14 protein-coding genes are annotated in these 19307 nt (G+C 66.4%); 9 read left to right on the plus strand and 5 right to left on the minus strand.

The features are described 5' to 3' along the window. Positions 1-100 precede the first annotated feature (100 nt). A complete protein-coding gene (locus tag ALII_RS0110360) occupies positions 101-688 on the minus strand; it encodes a TetR/AcrR family transcriptional regulator (protein ID WP_024587252.1) in 588 nt (195 codons plus the stop codon). 82 nt (positions 689-770) lie between these two features. Here ALII_RS0110360 and ALII_RS0110365 point away from each other — a divergent pair, with 82 nt between their 5' ends. From ALII_RS0110365 to ALII_RS21940, 6 genes are all read left to right on the plus strand, one after another. Continuing rightward, the gene (locus ALII_RS0110365; RefSeq protein ID WP_024587253.1) at positions 771-1229 is read left to right on the plus strand and encodes a (2Fe-2S)-binding protein; all 459 of its coding nucleotides are present in this window, start codon (positions 771-773) and stop codon (positions 1227-1229) included. Between the two features lie 4 nt (positions 1230-1233). Then, entirely contained in the window at positions 1234-3510 is a 2277-nt protein-coding gene (locus ALII_RS0110370) for a molybdopterin cofactor-binding domain-containing protein (RefSeq protein WP_024587254.1), read from the plus strand. Beyond that, positions 3507-4079 (plus strand): hypothetical protein, encoded by a 573-nt coding sequence (locus ALII_RS0110375; RefSeq protein ID WP_024587255.1) that lies wholly within the window; start codon positions 3507-3509, stop codon positions 4077-4079. Before ALII_RS0110370 ends, ALII_RS0110375 begins: the two co-directional genes overlap by 4 nt. A gap of 168 nt (positions 4080-4247) precedes the next feature. Continuing rightward, positions 4248-5384 (plus strand): efflux RND transporter periplasmic adaptor subunit, encoded by a 1137-nt coding sequence (locus ALII_RS0110380; protein ID WP_024587256.1) that lies wholly within the window; start codon positions 4248-4250, stop codon positions 5382-5384. An 11-nt stretch (positions 5385-5395) separates the two neighbouring features. Beyond that, on the plus strand, positions 5396-8542 hold the full coding sequence (locus ALII_RS0110385; protein ID WP_024587257.1) for an efflux RND transporter permease subunit: 3147 nt from the start codon (positions 5396-5398) through the stop codon (positions 8540-8542). A 107-nt stretch (positions 8543-8649) separates the two neighbouring features. Further along, entirely contained in the window at positions 8650-8808 is a 159-nt protein-coding gene (locus ALII_RS21940) for a DUF3309 family protein (protein WP_035449682.1), read from the plus strand. A gap of 86 nt (positions 8809-8894) precedes the next feature. Here the strand turns inward: ALII_RS21940 and ALII_RS0110395 are convergent, their stop codons facing one another. Further along, positions 8895-9839: an NAD-dependent epimerase/dehydratase family protein gene (locus tag ALII_RS0110395; RefSeq protein WP_024587258.1), complete on the minus strand. Its 945-nt coding sequence runs from the start codon at positions 9837-9839 to the stop codon at positions 8895-8897. Positions 9840-9937: 98 nt separating this feature from the next. Between ALII_RS0110395 and ALII_RS0110400 the strand changes: the two genes are divergently transcribed. Beyond that, positions 9938-10831, plus strand: a complete 894-nt coding sequence (locus tag ALII_RS0110400; RefSeq protein WP_024587259.1) for a LysR family transcriptional regulator — start codon at positions 9938-9940, stop codon at positions 10829-10831. On the opposite strand, the gene ALII_RS0110405 is transcribed toward ALII_RS0110400, so the two are convergent. After that, on the minus strand, positions 10813-11970 hold the full coding sequence (locus ALII_RS0110405) for an MFS transporter (RefSeq protein ID WP_024587260.1): 1158 nt from the start codon (positions 11968-11970) through the stop codon (positions 10813-10815). The genes ALII_RS0110400 and ALII_RS0110405 overlap by 19 nt on opposite strands. A gap of 267 nt (positions 11971-12237) precedes the next feature. Here ALII_RS0110405 and ALII_RS21175 point away from each other — a divergent pair, with 267 nt between their 5' ends. Next, positions 12238-13095 (plus strand): SH3 domain-containing protein, encoded by an 858-nt coding sequence (locus ALII_RS21175; RefSeq protein WP_024587261.1) that lies wholly within the window; start codon positions 12238-12240, stop codon positions 13093-13095. 54 nt (positions 13096-13149) lie between these two features. On the opposite strand, the gene pyc is transcribed toward ALII_RS21175, so the two are convergent. Then, positions 13150-16611 carry a pyruvate carboxylase gene (pyc, locus tag ALII_RS0110415; protein ID WP_024587262.1) on the minus strand — a complete coding sequence of 1154 codons (3462 nt, stop codon included), beginning with the start codon at positions 16609-16611 and terminating at the stop codon, positions 13150-13152. Positions 16612-16791: 180 nt separating this feature from the next. Here pyc and ALII_RS0110420 point away from each other — a divergent pair, with 180 nt between their 5' ends. Further along, the gene (locus ALII_RS0110420) at positions 16792-18381 is read left to right on the plus strand and encodes a gamma-glutamyltransferase family protein (RefSeq protein WP_024587263.1); all 1590 of its coding nucleotides are present in this window, start codon (positions 16792-16794) and stop codon (positions 18379-18381) included. Between the two features lie 263 nt (positions 18382-18644). Here ALII_RS0110420 and phaR read toward each other — a convergent pair whose 3' ends face one another. Next, entirely contained in the window at positions 18645-19253 is a 609-nt protein-coding gene (phaR, locus tag ALII_RS0110425; RefSeq protein ID WP_024587264.1) for a polyhydroxyalkanoate synthesis repressor PhaR, read from the minus strand. Positions 19254-19307: the final 54 nt, after the last annotated feature.

Raw genomic sequence — 19307 nt, forward strand, 5'->3', positions numbered from 1 at the left:
CTCCCTCCCCCTTGTGGGGAGGGATAAAGGGTGGGGGTCAATTCACAAAAACCGCAGCCAACCCGACCGACGCAAACACTTCAATGAATCGCGGGCTTCATCACCCGGCGCGCATCGCCGCCAGAAGCACCCCGACATAGCCGTCCCTGAGCCGCAACTGCTCGTCCACCGGCGGCATGCGCAGTTTCATGCCGTCGATCGCGTCGAGCAGCATGTCGGCATAAAGCCTTGGCGGCAGCGGCGTCGGCCCGCTTTCCGTAATCGCCGTCTCGACGAGCTCGATCATCCGCCCGCGCCCGGTCGCCACCACTTCGGCGGCAAGGCTCGTCTTCATGTCGAGGATTTCCGCCCCGTGCGGCGATGCTTCGACCTCGCCGACGAGATCCATCACGCAGGTCAAGGCGCTGCCGAGCTTGTCCGGCAGATCGCCCGGCCCGGCGAACACCGCCTCGGCATTCGAGACGCAATACTGCATGAAGGCCGTCGCCAGCGCCCGGTAGATGTCGGTCTTGTTGCGGAACTGGAGGTAGAGCGCCGGACGCGAGATCTCCGCCGCCTTGGCGATGTCGTCCATCGTGGTGCGCTGGTAGCCATAGGCGAGGAAGCAGCCCATCGCCCCGTCGAGGATACGCGCGCGGCGCTCATCCTCGCAATTGGCGAACAGCATGTCGGAAAGAGCCTGTGTCATTCCGTCCTGTTTGACAAAATAACAGAATTTGTCAATATGTCCTTGGCGCAAGATGGCGCCGAGGGGTGAGAAGGCTGACGCGATGCGGCTGACCGTCAACGGAAAAGCGATCCAGATCGACGCCGAGCCGGAGATGCCGCTCCTGTGGGCGCTGCGCGATCTCGCCGGCATTCTCGGCCCGAAATTCGGCTGCGGCATCGCCGCCTGCGGCGCCTGCACGGTGCTGGTCGACGGCGCGCCGGTCCGCTCCTGCGTCATGCCCGTCAGCCAGGCGACCGGCGACATCATAACCATCGAAGGCATCGGCACGCCCGAGGCGCTCCACCCGGTCCAGCAGGCGTGGATCGACGAGCAGGTCTCGCAATGCGGCTACTGCCAGGCCGGCCAGATCATGACCGCCGTTGCATTGCTGGAGGCCAATCCGGCCCCCACGGACGAGGATATCGACAACGCCTTCGGCGGCAATCTGTGCCGCTGCGGCACCTATCCGCGCATCCGCGCGGCGGTGAAGCGCGCTGCCGGCGCGCCGGCGGGAGCCTGACGCCATGTCGCGGCTCGGAACCATCACACGGCGCACCTTCCTCGTCGGCGCGGTCGCGGTCGCGGGCGGCGTCGCCTTCGGCACCTGGTATGTCCGCCGCCCCTATGCCAATCCGCTGCTCGACGGGCTCGGTGAGGACGAGGTCGCCTTCAATCCCTTCGTCAAGATCGGCACCGACGAGACGATCACGATCATCGCGCCCCGCGCCGAGATGGGCCAGGGCATCGCCACCACGCTCGCCGCCTTCGTCGCCGAGGAACTGGACGTGCGGCTCGACCAGGTGACGGTCGAGCACGGCCCCGCCTCGCCGGCCTATTACAATGCGGCGATGATGGAGGAAGCCGGCCCCTTCCCCTTCTTCGACGAGAGCCTGATGGCCGAGGTCACGCGCCGCAGCTTCGGCACCGTCGCCAAGGTGCTCGGCCTGCAGGCGACGGGCGGGTCGTCCTCCACCCGCGACGGCTTTATCCGCATGCGCCAGGCCGGCGCCGCCGCCCGCATCATGCTGACAGAGGCCGCCGCCCGCCGGCTCGACGTTCCGGCCGCCGAACTCACCACCGCCGATGGCGAAGTGATCCACGAAGCCTCCGGCCAGCGCCTGACCTATGGCGCGCTGGCGCTCGATGCCGCCGCGATCGAGCCGCCCTCAGACATCCCGCTGCGCGACCGCGCCGAGTGGAAGCTTCTCGGCCAGTCGCAGCCGCGCGTCGACATGCTCGCCAAGGCGACCGGCGCCCCGGTCTTCGGCGTCGACGTCACCGCGCCGGACATGCTCTTCGGCACGGTGAAGATGAGCCCGGTCTTCTGGCAGGAGCCGACTGCCGTCAACCTCTCGAAAGCGGAAACCGTTCCGGGCGTCATCCGCATCGTGCCCATATTCTCGACCTACGGCCACGGCTTCGGCATCCTCGCCACAAACACCTGGGCCGCCTTCCGCGCCGCCGGCCTGATCGAGGCCGACTGGGGCACGCCGGACTACCCGGCCGACAATGCCGCAATCGACGCGCGTCTGACGCAAGCGCTGGCCGACCCGGCCTCCGGCTCGTCCATGCGCGACGAAGGCGACGTCGAAACCCTCTTCGCCGACGCCCCGCGCGAGCGCCTCATCGAGGCCGACTATGCCGTCCCGCTTCTTGCCCATGCCTGCATGGAGCCGATGAACGCGACCGCGAAGCTCGCCGACGGCAAGCTCACGGTCTGGGCACCTAACCAGGTGCCGACGCTCACCGCGCAGCTTTGCGCCTCCGCGCTCGGCATGGAGACGGCGGACGTCACCGTCCATACAACGCAGATGGGCGGCGGCTTCGGCCGGCGCGAGGTCGATTTCTCGATCTATGCGGCATTACTGGCCGATGCGGCCGGCGGGCGACCGGTCAAGGTGACGTGGACACGCGAGGAGGACATCGCCCGCGACGTCTTCCGCCCCGCCGCCAAGGGCCGTTTCCGCGCGCGGCTCGATGAGACCGGTCTGCCGGTCGCGCTCGACATGACCATCGCCGCGCCCTCCATCCTCGGCAGCGTCATGCGCCGCACCTTCCCGTCGATCTCGCCGGTTGGCCCCGATGCGACGATCACGCAAGGCGCGCACGACCAGCCCTATTCGATCGAAAACTATCGCGTGCGCGGCATCAAGGCCGATCTCGGCGTGCCGGTCGGTTTCTGGCGCTCGGTCGGCATGTCGTTCAATACCTATTTCCACGAAGGCTTTCTCGACGAGATCGCGGTCGCGGGCGGCATGGACCCTGTCGAACTGCGCCGCCGGCTGGTCGCCGATTATCCCGCCGCGCTCGGCGTCGTCGACCGCGTCGCGGAAATGGCGAACTGGAGCGAACCACCGGCTGAAGGCCGCGCGCGCGGCTTCGCCTTCGCGCTCGCCTTCGGCTCGTGGATCGCCCAGATCGTCGAGATCGCGGACACGCCGGCCGGCATCCGCATCGAAAAGACCTGGATGGCCACCGATGTCGGCATCGCGCTCGACCCGTCGATCATCGAGGCGCAGCTCGTCTCCGGCGCGGTTTTCGGCTTCTCCTCGGCCATGAACCAGGAAATCACCCTTCGCGAAGGCCGCGTCGAGCAGTCGAATTTTCACGACTATGACGCCATGCGCATGCACCAGTGTCCGCAATTCGAGATCGCGATCCTCGAAAGCGCCGAGAAGATGGGCGGCGTCGGCGAATTGTCGACGCCGACCTCGGTCGCCGCCCTTGCCAATGCCGTCTTCGCGCTGACGGGCAAGCGCGTTCGCCAGTTGCCCCTGTCGCGCGAGGTCGCCTTCGCATGAGATTTGTCGTCGCGCTCGCTCTGCTGGCCCTGCCGGCGCCCGTCCTCGCGCAGGAAGCGGCCTCTCCGCAGGCCGGCCTTGCCGAATGGCAGAAGATTTTCGAGGTCTTCTCCCATCCGCGCTGCGCCAACTGCCACACCGAGGACGACCATCCGCGCTGGTCCGGCGCGCATTACGGGCCGACGCGCATCCACCCCTTCAACGTCCGGCGCGGGCCGGACGGCTTCGGCAATACCGGCCTCACCTGCCAGACTTGCCATCAGGAAACGAATGCGCAGATCCTGCACGGCCCGCCCGGCGCGCCCAACTGGCACCTGGCGCCGGCCGAGATGGTCTGGCTCGAAAAGAGCTCGGCCGAGATTTGCGCCCAGATCAAGGACCCCGCCCGCACCGGCGGCATGGACCTGGAGGAAGTCGCGATCCACGTCCGCGACGATGCGCTGGTCGCCTGGGGATGGGACCCCGGACCCGGTCGCGAGCCCGCGCCGGGCTCCGCCGAGGAGACCTTTGCGGCGCTCGAACGCTGGACGGCGCTCGGTGCGCCCTGTCCGGCAGAAGGCGACGAATGATTGCGCCAGCAATTGGCAGGAGTGATGGGTTGATGAAGAAATGTGACTGTTTGCGCATAGCGCGATGATGTAGAAGCCCGCGTGGTTTCAAACCGTTTGAAGACGGGATCGCCCGATACCATCTGAAGCGCGATGCGCTGGCGGGTCCCGAAACCGGATTAACCGACAATGTCGAAGTTCAAGTTTCACAAGTTCGCGGCCGTGGCCGTGTTTGTCGCCACGGCTGCCTGGGTCGCGACGGGCGAGTTCTCGTCCGTCGGTTCGGCACAGGAAGAGGCCGACGCACAACGGACCGATGCTCCGAAGGTCGAGGAAAAGCGCCACACGGTCGCCGTCGTGCGCCCGCCGCGCGTCGAGCACTCGCGCGCCATCCGCATGTCGGGCCTCACCGAGGCCGACAAACGCTCGGTGCTCGCCGCCCGCTCGGCCGGCATCATCGCCGAACTGCCGATCTCCAAGGGCCAGACCGTCAAGGCCGGCGACCTCATCCTGCGGCTCGACGCCGAGGGCAAGGAAGCGGCCGTCGAGACCGCGCGCCAGTTGCTGTCGCAGCGCGAGGCCGAAGCGCAGGCCGCCGAACGGCTCGTCCAGTCCGGCTCCCTGCCGCGGCTCCAGGCCGACAATGCGCGTTCCGCCCTTTCCGCTGCCCGCTCCGAGCTCGAGGCCGCGCAGGCCGAGCTCACCCGCAACGAGGTCCGCGCGCCCTTTTCCGGCCTCATCGACCGCGTCAATGTCGAGATCGGCGGCTCGGTCATGCAGGGCACCGAGATCGCGACGATCCTCGCGCTCGATCCGATCATCGCCACCGGCGAGGTCGGCGAACGCGACCTTGGCTACGTCACGCGCGGCGACCGCGCCGACGTCCGCCTCGTCAATGGCGACGTCGTGGAAGGTGAAATCCGCTACATCTCGCGCGATGCGTCGAGCCAGACCCGCACCTTCCAGGTCGAAGTCGCGATCGACAACGAGAACAACGACATCCCCGCCGGCATGACGACGGAAATGACGCTGCGCGCCCAGGCGGTCGAATCGGTCCGCCTGCCGCGCTCGGTCGTCACGCTGAGCGTCGCCGGCGATCTCGGCATCCGCGCCGTCGATCCCGCGAACAAGGTCATCTTCGTGCCCATCGACCTCGTCGACGACACGCCCGAAGGCCTGATGCTTGCGGGCATTCCGGCCGACGCACGCGTCATCGTCTCCGGCCAGGACCTCGTCGCCGAGGGCGACACGGTCAATGCCGTCGAGGCCGACGAGGAAACGATCCGCAGCCTGACGGGCGAAGTCGCCCGGGTCGGCACCGACTAGGATTCACGGACATGAACATCGTCCGCATCGCCATCGACAATGCCCGCCTGACGATCTCGATCCTGCTCTTCCTGGTCGTGGCGGGGGCCTTGTCCTACCAGTCGATCCCGAAGGAGGCCGAGCCCGACATCGCGATCCCGATCATCTATGTGAGCCTCGCCTATCAGGGCATCTCGCCGGAGGATTCGGAGCGGCTTTTGCTGCGCCCCGTCGAGATGCAGATGAAGGGCCTGTCCGGCGTCAAGGAAATGCGCTCCTCGGCCTATGAGGGCGGCGGCTTCGTGCTGGTCGAGTTCCAGCCCGGCTACGATTTCTCCAACGCGCTCGAGGACGTCCGCGCCAAGGTGTCCGACGCGCGGCGCGAACTGCCGCAGGGCGTCGACGAGCCGACCGTCAACGAGGTCAACGTCTCCGAATTCCCGGTCCTCGTCGTCACGCTGTCCGGCGACCTGCCCGAACGCGTGCTCGCCCAGACCGCGCGCGAACTGCGCGACCGCATCGAGGAAGTCCCCGGCGTTCTCGAAGGCGCATTGCAGGGCACCCGCGACGAGCAGGTCGACGTCGTCATCGACCCGGTCAAGCTCTCCTCCTACGGCCTCCAGCTCGACCAGATGATCCAGGGCGTCAATGCCGGCAACAGCCTCGTCGCCGCCGGCGCGCTTCAGGGCGCCGAGGGCCGATACCCGGTCAAGGTCCCCTCGCTGATCGAGACCGTCGAGGACGTCGCCAACCTGCCGATCGTCGCCGGCCCCAATGCCGTCGTGCGCGCGCAGGACCTCGCCACCATCCGCTCCACCTTCAAGGAAGCCGAGACGATCACCCGTCTCGACGGCCGCCCCGCCATTGCGATCGAAGTCAAGAAGCGCTCCGGCGCGAACCTCATCGACACGGTCGACCAGGTGAAAGTCGTCGCCAGCACGTTCCAGCAGGCGCTCCACATTGCCGTCGACATCTCCTACAGCCAGGACAAGTCGGACATGGTCCGTCAGCTCCTGAGCGACCTGCAGAACCACGTCCTGATCGCGGTCATCCTGGTCTTCATCGTCATCCTCTACGCGCTGTCAGGCCGCGCCTCGCTGCTGATCGGCCTCGCCATCCCCGCCTCGTTCCTGATGGGCATTCTGGCGCTGTCGCTGATGGGCTACACGGTCAACATGATCGTGCTGTTCAGCCTGATCCTTGCCGTCGGCATGCTCGTCGACGACGCGATCATCGTCACCGAATTCGCCGAACGGCGCATGTCGGAAGGCATGGACAAGCGCGCCGCATTTGAGCTTGCGGCCAACCGCATGGCCGGCCCGGTCATCGCCGCGACCATGACCCGCATCGCGGCCTTCTCGCCGCTCCTGTTCTGGCCGGGCATCGTCGGCGAGTTCATGAAATACCTGCCGCTGACGCTGATAGTCACCCTGTCGGCCTCGATGCTCTTCGCGCTCGTTTTCACGCCGACGCTCGGCGCCATGTTCGCCAAGGCCGAACCCCATCCCGAAGGCAAGCCCGACGGGCTCTACATGGCCATCGTCAAGAAGGCCGTCGCCTTCCCGAAGACGGTGCTCGTCCTCACCGTCGGGCTCTTGGTCGGCGTCCAGTACAGCTACACGCAGTACGGCGCGGGCGTCGAATTCTTCCCCAATGTCGAGCCCGAATACGGCCTGATGTACGTCCACGCGCGCGGCAATCTCTCGCTCGCCGAGATGGACGCCGCCACCCGCCAGGCCGAGGAACGGCTTCTCGGCTGGCCCGGCGTCTCCTCCGTCTACACCCGCGTCGGCCAGATGCGCGGCGGCGGGCAGGACATCGACGAAGACGTCGTCGGCGTCATCCAGTACGAATTCCACGACTGGCGCGAGCGCAAGGCCGCGAGCGAGATCCTCAACGATCTGCGCGCCGAGATGTCGGGCATTCCCGGCGTCGAGGTGCAGGTGCGCGTGCCCGAGGCCGGCCCGCCGACCGGCCAGCCGATCCAGGTCCGCCTCTCGGCCGCCGATCCCTCGGGCCTCAACGAACAGGCCGCCGCCGTCGCCGCCCGCATCGGGCAGATTCCCGGCGTCATCGAGATTTCGGACGGCCTGCCGCCGCCCGGCGTCGACTGGGCGCTCAAGGTCGACCGCGCCAAGGCCGCGCGCTACGGCGTCTCGCCGAGCCAGGTCGGAACCGTCGTCCAGCTCGTCACCACCGGGCTGAAGCTCACCGACTACCGCCCCGCCGGCGTCGACGATGCGGTCGACATCCGCCTGCGCCTGCCCGACGACCGCCGAACCCTGTCGAGCCTCGACCAGCTCCGCGTCCAGACGCCTGAGGGCGCGGTGCCGATTTCCAACTTCGTCACCCGCGAGCCGCAGCCCCGCACCGGTATCCTGAACCGCATCGATGCGGAGCGGACCATCGTCGTCCAGGCCAACATCGCCACCGGCTATCAGGTCGCCGAGGTCCAGGCCGAGGTGGCGCAGGCGCTTTCCGAGATGGACATGGGCCAGAACCGCTGGCGTCTCGCCGGTTCGAGCGAGGAAAGCGCCGAGGCCGGCGCCTTCCTGACCAAGGCGTTCGGCGCGGCGATCTTCCTGATCTTCGTCGTTCTTCTCGCCCAGTTCAACAAGTTCACCAGCGTCTTCCTGGTGCTGATGACCGTGGTGATGTCCACCATCGGCGTCTTCCTCGGCCTGCTGCTGACGGGCCAAACCTTCGGCGTCGTCATGTCGGGCATCGGCATCATCGCGCTCGCCGGCGTGGTGGTGAACAATAATATCGTCCTCATCGATACCTACGATCTTCTGCGTCACGAGGGCATGTCGAAGGTCGACGCGATCCTGCAGACCTGCCGCGAGCGTGCCCGTCCGGTCGTGCTCACCGCCCTGTCGGCGATCTTCGGCGTCGCGCCGATCGCCTTCGGCCTCGGGCTCGAACTCTTCCACCACGAGACGACGATCAACGCGCCGTCGACGCAGTGGTGGATCTCGCTCTCCTCGGCGATCGTCTACGGCCTGTCCTTCGCCACCGTGCTGACCCTCGTCGTCACGCCGGCCGCCCTGATGGTGTTCACGCGCGAGCACCTGAAGCCCGGCGAAACGCGGCGGACTTTCTGGCAGTGGCTCCTGCGCCGCAAGCCGAAGGATACGGCGCAAGAGGCCCCCGACGCGCTCCCCGCGCCGGCCGAATAGGCAGATTAGCAACTGGTGAAGCGGCCTTGCGGAACTCGCAGGCCGCTTCGCGCATTTATCGGCAAGGAACAGGATCGTCCTGTTCAAGGAGAGTTGGGGAACTAGCCATGTCTGTCGGAACAATCCTCGTCATCATTCTGATCCTGATCCTGCTCGGCGCCATTCCGGCCTGGCCGCATTCGCGCGGCTGGGGCTATGGCCCGTCGGGCATTCTCGGGGTCGTCCTGGTAGTAGTGCTGATCCTCGTGTTGATGGGCCGAATCTAGCGCTTTCCGCGCAAAGACTTCGCCCTCCGCGAGACGGAGCACGCCTTCGCCCGGCAGCGTACCCACGCTGCCGGGCGTTACTTTTTTCAAGCTGCCTTCTTGCGCGTCAGGTCGCGAACGACACGCTCGATCGCACCGTCCAGCGACGTTGCTTCCAAGTCCGGGACGAGCGCGGCAAGTTTGGCCCCGTCGAGCGAATGCGGCACACGCCACAGATAGGACATCGCCGCCAATTCCCGCATCATCGGCATGAACAGGCCGGCGGCGCGCAAAAGCGTCCACGGCACCCCACGGCGTGACAGCGGCCGACCGACAGCGTGCTCGGTCGCACCCTTCATCTCCTGCCCCGTCACCGTATGCCCTGCGAAATGCAGCACCTCGAACGGCGCCAGCTCCGCGCGCCGCTCCGCGACCGCCACGAAAGCCTGCGCCAAATCCGGCAGGTAGGCGAAGGAATGCGCCAGGTCCATCGGACCCGGCCAGGTGAAGATGCCCTTGTCGAGCTTGGCGAGCACCAGTTCGTCGAGCCACGTCCCCGGCTTCTCGCCGCCGTAGAAATCGCCGGCCCGAATGACGATCGTCCGCACGCCGTCCAGCCGTGCGGCTTCCGCCAGCATCGTCTCCATCTCGATGCGGATGCGCGCCTTCGCAGTCGAGCCGATCTGCGGATCGCTTTCCCGCATGTCCATCCCGATCTCGAGACCGAAATTGTAGACGTTACCGGGCAGCATGATCGTCGCGCCATTCACGCGCGCCGCCTCCAGCACATTCTGCGCCAGCGGCATCACCTTTTCCTCCCACTCGGTATAGAGCGGGTTCAGCGCATGGACGATGATGTCCGCCCCGGCGCAAGCCGCCACCAGCGCTGCCCGATCGGTAGCGTCCACGGCCAACGGCTCCACGCCGGCGGCAAGGCCCTGCGCCTTCGCGCCGCGCGCAACGCCCCTGACCCGCCAGCCGGCGGCGACGAATGCCTTGGCGATCTCGTTTCCGACCCGTCCGCCGGCACCCAGAATGACGACCGTTTTCATGTTCCGTCTCCATCGTCGAGGTTTCGATGGACGGATCATCCTCTTTCCGTATAGGAATGGACATTCGCCAATTTCGGTGTATTGTTATTCAGAATTGAATATCGAACATGCCCGACTGGTCGCTCATCCGCTCGTTCCACGCCGTCGCTGAAACGGGGAGCCTCTCCGCCGCTGCGCGCCTCCTCGGCATGTCGCAGCCTTCCCTTGGTCGCCACATCCAGGCGCTCGAAGCGGAGCTCGGGATCACCCTGTTCCAGCGCGGCCGGCGCGGCTATGCGCTGAGTGAGGAGGGCGCGCGCCTCTTCGCGCGCGCATCCGAAATGAACGCAGCCGCCGATGGCTTTGCGCGCCTTGCGACCGGCAGCGGGGAGGCGCTCGCCGGCACGGTGCGCGTCAGCGCCAGCGAAATCGTCGCCGCCTATGTGCTGCCCGACATCCTTGAGCCGCTTCGCCGCGCCGAACCCGCCATCGAGATCGAGATCGTCGCTTCCAACACGGTCGAGAATCTCCTGCGCCGCGACGCCGACATCGCGATCCGCATGGTCGAGCCGTCGCAGCTCGACCTCGTCGCGCGCAAGATCGCGGACCTGCCGCTCTGCGCCTGCGCCTCCACGGAGTACCTTGACCGGCGTGGTCGGCCCGCAACCCCGGACGACCTCATCGACCACGACCTCGTCGGCTATGATCGCGGCCTCGACCTCATCGCCGGCTTTCGCGGCTTCGGCGTCGAGATCGACCGCCACGCCTTCGGCGTGCGAACCGACAACCAGATCGTTTTCTGGGAACTGGCAAAGGCCGGCCTCGGCATCGGCTTTGCCCAGCGCGGACTCGTACGCCGGACCGAAGACGTCGAGATCATCCTCGACGGCATGACGCTGCCGGTCCTGCCGATGTGGCTCGCCATGCACCGCGACGTGCGGACCTCGCCGCGCATCCGCCGCGTGGCCGACCATCTGCACGAAAGCCTCAAGACCTACGCGATGACCTTCTGACGGTCGGCCGTCGCCACGACGCGCGAAAGCGCGGCGAGCGCGAACAGCACCAGCGCCAGCGCGACGAAGATCGGCGCGAAACCGGTCCGCTCGCCGATGAAGCCGATCGCCGACGGCGCGACGAGAATGCCCGAATAGCCCATCGTCGTCGCAACGCTCATGCCGACGCCGGGCGCCAGCCCCGGCTGGTTGCCCGCTGCCGAAAAGGCGATCGGTACGACATTTGCGATGCCAAGCCCGGCCAATGCGAAGAATGCGATGGCCAGCGACGCGTCGGGCGAGAGACCCGCGCCGATCAGGCCGAACCCCGCCACGAGGCACGAGACACGCATCGTCGCGACCGCACCGAACCGATTGCGGATCGCATCGCCCGAAAAGCGCATTAGAGCCATCGCGCCGGAAAAGCCGGCAAAGGCCAGGCTCGCCGCGGCGACGCTGGAGCCGAGTTCGCGTTGCAGGTACAGCGCCGCCCAGTCGAGCACCGCGCCCTCGGGGATCATCCCGAACAGGGCGGCGAGGCCGAGCAGATAGGGAAGTGGTGTCAGCGGCCAGCGCGTCGACGGCCTCTCGGCGCTCCGTGCCGGCAGATCGCGCAGCGACCAGACCAGCATCGCCGCGATGACCGCCGCCGCCACGGCCGCGACGGTGATCGCCTGCACGAATGCGCCGTATGACTGCAACAACGCGCCGCCCGCCGCCGCGCCCGCAAAGCCGCCGAGGCTCCAGAAGCCGTGCGAGGAGGACATGATCGCCCGGTCGAGCCTGCGTTCGACGGCCACCGCATTCGCGTTCATCGCGACGTCCATGCCGCCGATGACGGCACCGAAACAGAACATGGCGAGCCCCGCGCTGGCAAAGCCCGGCGCAAGCACGACGGCCGGCAGCGCCAGCGGCACCAGAACGGCGAAACCGGCCAGCGGGCGGCGCGAACCATGACGTGCGATCAGCCCCCCGCACCATGGCATCGCCACAAGCGCGCCGAGGCCGAAAATCAGGATCAGCAGGCCGAGCCGACTTTCCGTGAGGTCGAGCCGCTCCATCAGCGCCGGAATCTGCGGCGCCCAGGCGCCGATGATCACGCCATTGGCGAAAAAGGCGAGTGCGACTGCCCATCGGATCGCAGGAAAAGCCGGATTCACGTTTCGTTACTCCCTGCAATACGCTATTCGAGCTAAATGATGAATTTAAATCGATTGAAGTTAGCTTGTACAAATAGTTCTGTGGCGTGACAAGTCGGCCACAGCACCGAGATGCTTAACTCGTGCTTAACCCGGGCTCATCACCGCCACAATCGATGCTATGGTCACGCGAAGAGGGATTCATGAACTTTGCTTCGCGCCCGCGCCGCCGCCCGGTCCATCCGGGAGCTGCCGCGCAGTGCAAGCCCGGATAGCCAAGGTGACCGCATGTCTAATGACAATCCGCGTCGACGCATCGACTGGAATGGCGAGGGACAACAGGAAAACGCTACGCAGCTTCTGAAATCGCGCGGCTTTCTGCGCAAGGCGTCCGTGCCGGCCGCGATCGGTCTGACCGGCCTTGCCCTCGTCGCAGCGCTCGCTGCCGGGCCGATCATGCGCGGCATCACCGAATCACAGCCCGGCCCAACAGTCGCCGTTGCCGACGCGGTCGAAACCGACGCCGTCGAGACTGCGGCAGTCGTTCAGCCGGCCTCTGCGGCGAATCGTCCGCCCGAAGCGGTCGAAACCGAGGCCGTATCCGGCGTATCCGCTGCCACTTCGTCCGAGACGCCGGTCACAAACACCGCCGCGCGCGCGCCCGCCGAGGCTGAAGCGCCGGGCCTCGATGCCAACGACCCGCGCTGGAACCCCACCGCGCTCGCCATCGACGAGGACAAGCTGACCGCGCTCAAGCAGGCGGTCGATGAAACCGTCGCTGCCGCTGAAATCGCAACTGCGATGGGCAATACCGGCGGGCTCGTCACGTCCGGCATTCCGACCACCGCCGCCGGCTTCGCCCCCGAGCGCCCGATTTCGTCCGCATCCGAACGCAGCGCCTTTGATGCGGCGCTCGTCAGCGAGGACGAACGGACCGAGGCCGAGCCCGCCGTCGCTTCGTCCGACCTCAGCCCCGCCAAGGCCAACCAGTACGTCAACATGCGCGCCGCGCCCGAAGACGGCGCCGCCGTGCTGGCCGTCGTGCCGGCCAATGCCACGATCGAGGCCGAGACCGACTGCCGCTGGTGCGAAGTCAGCTACAACGGCCAGAAGGGCTACATCTTCCAGTCCTTCATCACCCGCTGATCCGCATCGCCCGCAAATGATCAAAGGCCCGGCTTCGACCGGGCCTTTTGCATGTCAGCCGGCATAGACGACGAGCAGATCCTTGGCGTCGATCTGATCGCCCGCGCGCACCAGCACTTCCGAAATCTCCCCGTCGCGCTCGGCATGAAGCGCCGTCTCCATCTTCATCGCCTCGATGGAGAGCAGCACGTCGCCGGCCGAAACAGTCTGTCCGGCCGCAACGGCAAGCGTCGAGACGACACCCGGCATCGGCGCGCCGACATGAGCCGCATTGCCCGCTTCCGCCTTGGCCCGCGCCTTCGCCCCGCCCGCCCCATGCGTGCGGTCCGGAACCTTGACGCGGCGCGGCTGGCCGTTGAGCTCGAAGAACACCGTCACCATGCCCTTCTCGTCGCTCTCGCCGATGGCAAGACACCGGATCACCAGCGCCTTCCCACGCTCGATCTCGACGAAGATCTCGTCCTCCTGTTCCATGCCGTAGAAATAGATCGGCGTCGGCAGCGTGGAGACGGGACCGTACTCGCCCTGCGCAGCGGCGAAGTCCGAAAACACCTTCGGATACATCAGCCAGGACGCGAATTCGAAGTCGGAAAGCTCCCGCTCCAGCTTCTCCTCGATTCCGGCCCGATCCGCGTCGAGATCGGCCGGCGCCAGCAGCGAACCGGGGCGCACGGTGATCGGCTTTTCACCCTTCAGCGCCTTCTTCTGCAGCCCCTGCGGCCACCCTTCCGGCGGTTGCCCGAGATCGCCCCTCAGCATCGAGACGACTGAATCCGGAAACGAAATGTCCTTCTTCGGGTTCTCGACATCGGCCACCGTCAGATCCTGGCTGACCATCATCAGCGCCATGTCGCCGACCACCTTCGACGACGGCGTCACCTTGACGATGTCGCCGAACATCAGATTGGCGTCGTGATAGGCCTGCGCCACCTCGTGCCAGCGGCTTTCCAGCCCCAGCGAGCGCGCCTGCTCCTTGAGGTTTGTGAACTGTCCGCCCGGCATCTCATGCAGATACACCTCCGAGGCCGGCCCCTTCAGATCACTCTCGAATGCGGCATACTGGCTGCGCACCGCCTCCCAGTAGAACGAAATCTTCCTGATCCATTCGGCGTCGAGCCCCGGATCGCGCGCATCGCCCTTCAAGGCCTCGACGATCGAGCCGAGACAGGGCTGCGAGGTGTTGCCTGAAAACGCGTCCATCGCCGCGTCGACCGCATCCACCCCGCCTTCCACCGCCGCCAGCACGGTCGCCGCCGCGATGCCGGATGTGTCGTGCGTGTGGAAATGAAGCGGCAGGTCGGTCTCCTCACGCAGCGTCTTGAACAGAACCTTCGCCGCCGCCGGCTTCAAAAGCCCCGCCATGTCCTTGATGGCGATGATGTGCGCGCCGGCCGCCTCCAGTTCGCGCGCGAGGCCGACATAGTATTTCAGATCGTATTTCGCCCGGGCCGGATCGTTGATGTCGCCGGTGTAGCAGATCGCCGCCTCGCAGAGCCGCCCTTCCTCGCGCACCGCGTCCATCGAGACGCGCATGTTCTCCACCCAGTTGAGGCAGTCGAAGACGCGGAAGAGGTCGATGCCGCCGGCCGCGGCTTGCTTGACGAAATAGCGAACCACATTGTCGGGATAGTTGGTGTAGCCGACCCCGTTCGCCCCGCGCAAAAGCATCTGCAACAGGATGTTCGGCGCCGCCTCGCGCACCTTGGCGAGCCGCTCCCACGGGTCCTCGGTCAGGAACCGCATCGCCACGTCGAACGTCGCCCCGCCCCAGCATTCGAGCGAGAGCAGTTCGGGGAGCGCCCGTGCATAGGTGCCGGCGATCGCCGCGATGTCGTGCGTGCGCATGCGCGTGGCGAGCAGCGACTGATGCCCGTCGCGCATCGTCGTGTCGGTCACCAGCACCCGGCTTTCCGCCCGCATCCACTTCGCGAAAGCCTCCGGCCCGTCCGCGTCGAGCCGCTGCTTGGTCCCCTCCGGCACGTCGCCGCCGACGAACGGCACCTTCGGCTTCAGCGGATCCGCCTTCGGCTGCGGCCGCCCGCGCGCCTCGGGGTGACCGTTGACAGAAACGTCGGCGAGATAGTTCAGGAGCTTCGTCGCTCTATCCTGCCGCTTCACGGCGGTGAAGAGCTCCGGCGTCGTGTCGATGAACTTGGTCGTATAGGAATTGTCGCGGAAACTCGGGTGGCCGATGATCGCCTCGAGGAAGGTCAAATTCGTCGCCACGCCGCGAATGCGAAACTCGCGCAGCGCCCGGTCCATCCTCAGGATCGTCTCGTCAGCCGAAGGCGACCACGCCGTCACCTTCTCCAGGAGCGGATCGTAGAACCGCGTGATCACCGCGCCCGAATAGGCCGTGCCGCCATCGAGCCGGATGCCGAAGCCCGTCGCGCCGCGATAGGCGGTGATCCGGCCATAATCGGGAATGAAGTTCTGTTCCGGGTCCTCGGTGGTGATCCGGCATTGCAGCGCATGCCCGTTCAGCTTGATGTCCGCCTGCGCCGGCACGCCCGATTCCGCCGAGCCGATCGCCGCACCTTCGAGGATGCGGATCTGCGCCTTGACGATGTCGATCCCGGTCACCTCCTCGGTCACCGTATGCTCGACCTGGATGCGCGGATTGACCTCGATGAAGTAGAATTTCCCGGTGTCGGCATCCATCAGGAATTCGACCGTGCCCGCCCCGACATAGTCCGTCGCCTCGGCGATCTTCAGCGCATGGCCGCAAAGCTCGGCCCGCCGCGCATCGTCGAGATAGGGCGCAGGCGCGCGCTCCACGACTTTCTGGTTGCGCCGCTGAATCGAGCAGTCGCGCTCGAAAAGGTGGACAGCATGGCCATGGGTGTCACCCAGAACCTGCACTTCCACATGCCGTGCCCGTTCGACCAGCTTTTCCAGATAGACCTCGTCCTTGCCGAAAGCGGCCTTCGCCTCGCGCTTGGCCTCGGTCACCTCGCGGGCAAGGTCTTCCTCGGCGCGGATCGCGCGCATGCCGCGCCCGCCCCCGCCCCACGAGGCCTTCAGCATCACCGGGTAGCCGATGCCGGCAGCCATCGTCTTCACCGCTTCCATGTCGTCCGGCAGCGGCTCCGTCGCCGGCACCACCGGCACGCCCACCTCGATGGCGAGGTTGCGCGCGGCGACCTTGTTGCCGAGCCGTCGCATCGTCTCCGGCGTCGGTCCGATGAAAGTGATCCCCGCTTCCGCACAGGCCTCAGCGAATTCCGGGCTTTCCGAGAGCAAACCGTAGCCCGGATGGATCGCATCCGCCCCCGACAGCTTCGCCACCCGGATCACCTCGTCGATCGACAGATAGCTTTCGATCGGGCCCAGATCTTTGGTAAGATGCGCCCCGCGCCCGACCTGGTAGCTCTCGTCCGCCTTGAAGCGATGCAGCGAATACTTGTCCTCTTCCGCCCAGATGGCGACGGTCTTGATGCCGAGCTCGTTGGCGGCGCGAAAGACGCGGATCGCGATTTCGGATCGGTTGGCGACGAGTATTTTCTTGATCTTCAAGGCAGGCACTCCGGCAGGCATGGGGCCGCATGTTGCAGCGCAAACGCCGACCGACGCAAGGTCAAAACATGGAAAACCGCCGTCCGGCGGAGCGCTCGGCATTGATCTTGCCGAACTGAACATGCGAACTATCGCCAACCGGCCGCGGGACCGTCAGGCCGAATTGGGAGAGACAGAAACATGCGCAATTTCGACCTGCCCGGCCGTTCTGCCGTTTATGCCGACAACGGCATGGCCGCGACCTCGCACCCGCTCGCCACCATGACCGCGCTCTCCGTGCTGCGCTCAGGTGGCAACGCCGCCGACGCGGCGATCGCCGCCTGCGCGACGCTCTGCGTGGTCGAGCCGCACATGACCGGCATCGGCGGCGATTGCTTCGTCATCCTGGCCGAGCCAGACGGCAAGATCCACGGCCTCAACGGCTCCGGCCGCGCGCCGATGGCGGCCGATCCCGAATGGTTCCGCGCCAAGGGCCTGAACGCCATGCCCGAGCACGGCGCGCTGCCGATCACCGTGCCCGGCGCCATCGACGCGTGGGAGAAACTGTCGAACCGCTTCGGCACCAAGGGCTTCGACGAACTCTTCGCCGACGCCATCCGCTATGGCGAGGAAGGATATGCCGTCCACGGCCGTGTCGCGCTCGACTGGCCGAAGGCCGTCGACCTTCTGGCAAAGGATGCCGGCGGCGCGAAGCATTATCTCGTCGACGGCAAGGCCCCGCCGGTCGGCTCGCGCCACTCCGCCCCCGCCCTCGCCGCCTCCTTCCGCGCGATTGCGAAGAGCGGATCGAAGGCCTTCTATCAGGGTGAGATCGGCGCGGAAATCGCCGCGACCGTCAAGTCACTCGGTGGCCTCCTGACCGAAGAAGACCTCGCTGCCGTCTCGGCCGACTGGGTCGACACGATCGCCACGCGATACGGCGATTACGACGTCCACGAAATCCCGCCCAACGGCCAGGGCATCACCGCTTTGATCCTCCTGCGCCTGATGGCAAAGCTTGACACCGGCCGCCTCGCGCCGGATTCGGCCGACCGCGTCCACATGGAAATCGAAGCCGCTCGCCTCGCCTATTCGGTCCGCGACCACCTCGTCGCCGACCCGAAAACGATGACCGTGACGCCCGAGCAGCTTCTGTCCGACGCGTACATCGACGCCCTCGCCGCCCGCATCGACATCGCGCGACGCAACGACAACGTTGCCCCGCCTGAAATGCCGTCCTCCGACACCGTCTACCTGACGGTCGTCGACCGCGACCGCCGCGCAGTCTCCTTCATCAACTCGACCTATCACGGCTTCGGCTCCAAGGTCGTCACGCCGAAATCTGGCATCACGCTGCAGAACCGCGGCGCCGGCTTCACGCTCGCCGCCGGCCATCCGAACGAGATCGGCCCCGGCAAGCGGCCGATGCACACCATCATCCCGGCGATGGCGACCCGGGGCGGCAAGGCCGCGATCTCCTTCGGCGTCATGGGCGGCGACTACCAGCCCATGGGCCACGCCCATGTCCTCTCCAACATCGCCGACCACGGCATGGACCCGCAGGAAGCGATAGACCACCCCCGCATCTTCTGGGACGACACCGGCACGATCCTCAACGCCGAAACCGGCATCGGCCCCGACATCCGCGCCGACCTCGAACGCCGCGGCCACAATATCCAGAACGCCCCGGCCCCGCATGGCGGCGGCCAGGCGATTATCATCGACGAAAAATCCGGCTTCCTCATCGCCGGCTCCGACCCCCGCAAGGACGGCTGCGCGATGGGCTGGTAGGTTTCGGCGCGGGATAGTCGACGCCGGTTTTATGTGAAGGCGACCCCCACCCTCGATCCCTCCCCACAAGGGGGAGGGAGGCATCCTCGTCGCGGTTCACCTTCCGCTTGGCACTTGCATTGACGGGAAAAGAACAACGCTGGCGAACTCCCTCCCCCTTGTGGGGAGGGATAAAGGGTGGGGGTCAATTCAGGAAAATCAGCTTCCTCCGCGCCGGCTCCAATGCCCGCAAGCACGGCTATGCGATGCGGCAGCCCCCGAACCTACCGCCCCATCTGATCCAGCTTGCGCTGCATCGCCGCAATCTGTTCCTTCAGTTCGGAAAGATCATCGCCCTTCGGCGCGTCGGGCTCGGCTTCGCCCTTCGCTGCCTCGCCGCCCGCGCCCGCCATCGGAAACGGCGTGAACATCCGCATCGCATTCTGGAACATCTCGGCATTGCGCCGCGCCTGCTCTTCCATCGCCTTCAACGGGGCGGCTGCCATCGGCATCATGCCGATCGGCGATTTGCCCACCGCATCCTTCATCTGCTGGCGAAAGCGCTCCTGTTCCTTGGCAAAAGCCACCATCGACTGCTCGAGGAAACTCGGCACCACCATCTGCATCTGGTCGCCGTAGAACGCGATCAACTGGCGCAAAAACGGGATCGGCAGCATGTTCTGCCCGTCGCGGTTTTCCAGTTCGAAGATGATCTGCGTCAGCACCGAATGCGTGATGTCGTCGCCGGACTTGGCGTCCTGAACGGTGAACTCCTCGCCGCGCTTGACCATTTCGGCAAGATCTTCGAGCGTCACGTAAGTGCTCGTGCCCGTATTGTAGAGACGGCGGTTGGCGTATTTCTTGATGGCCACCGGATCGTTCTTTGCGGGCATGTAGCTGGCTCCCAGTGATTTAACCGACTGTTTCCGCTCGGCAAGCTTTGAGGA

It is taken from the genome of Aliihoeflea sp. 2WW (assembly GCF_000497755.1).
GTDB lineage: Bacteria > Pseudomonadota > Alphaproteobacteria > Rhizobiales > Rhizobiaceae > Aliihoeflea.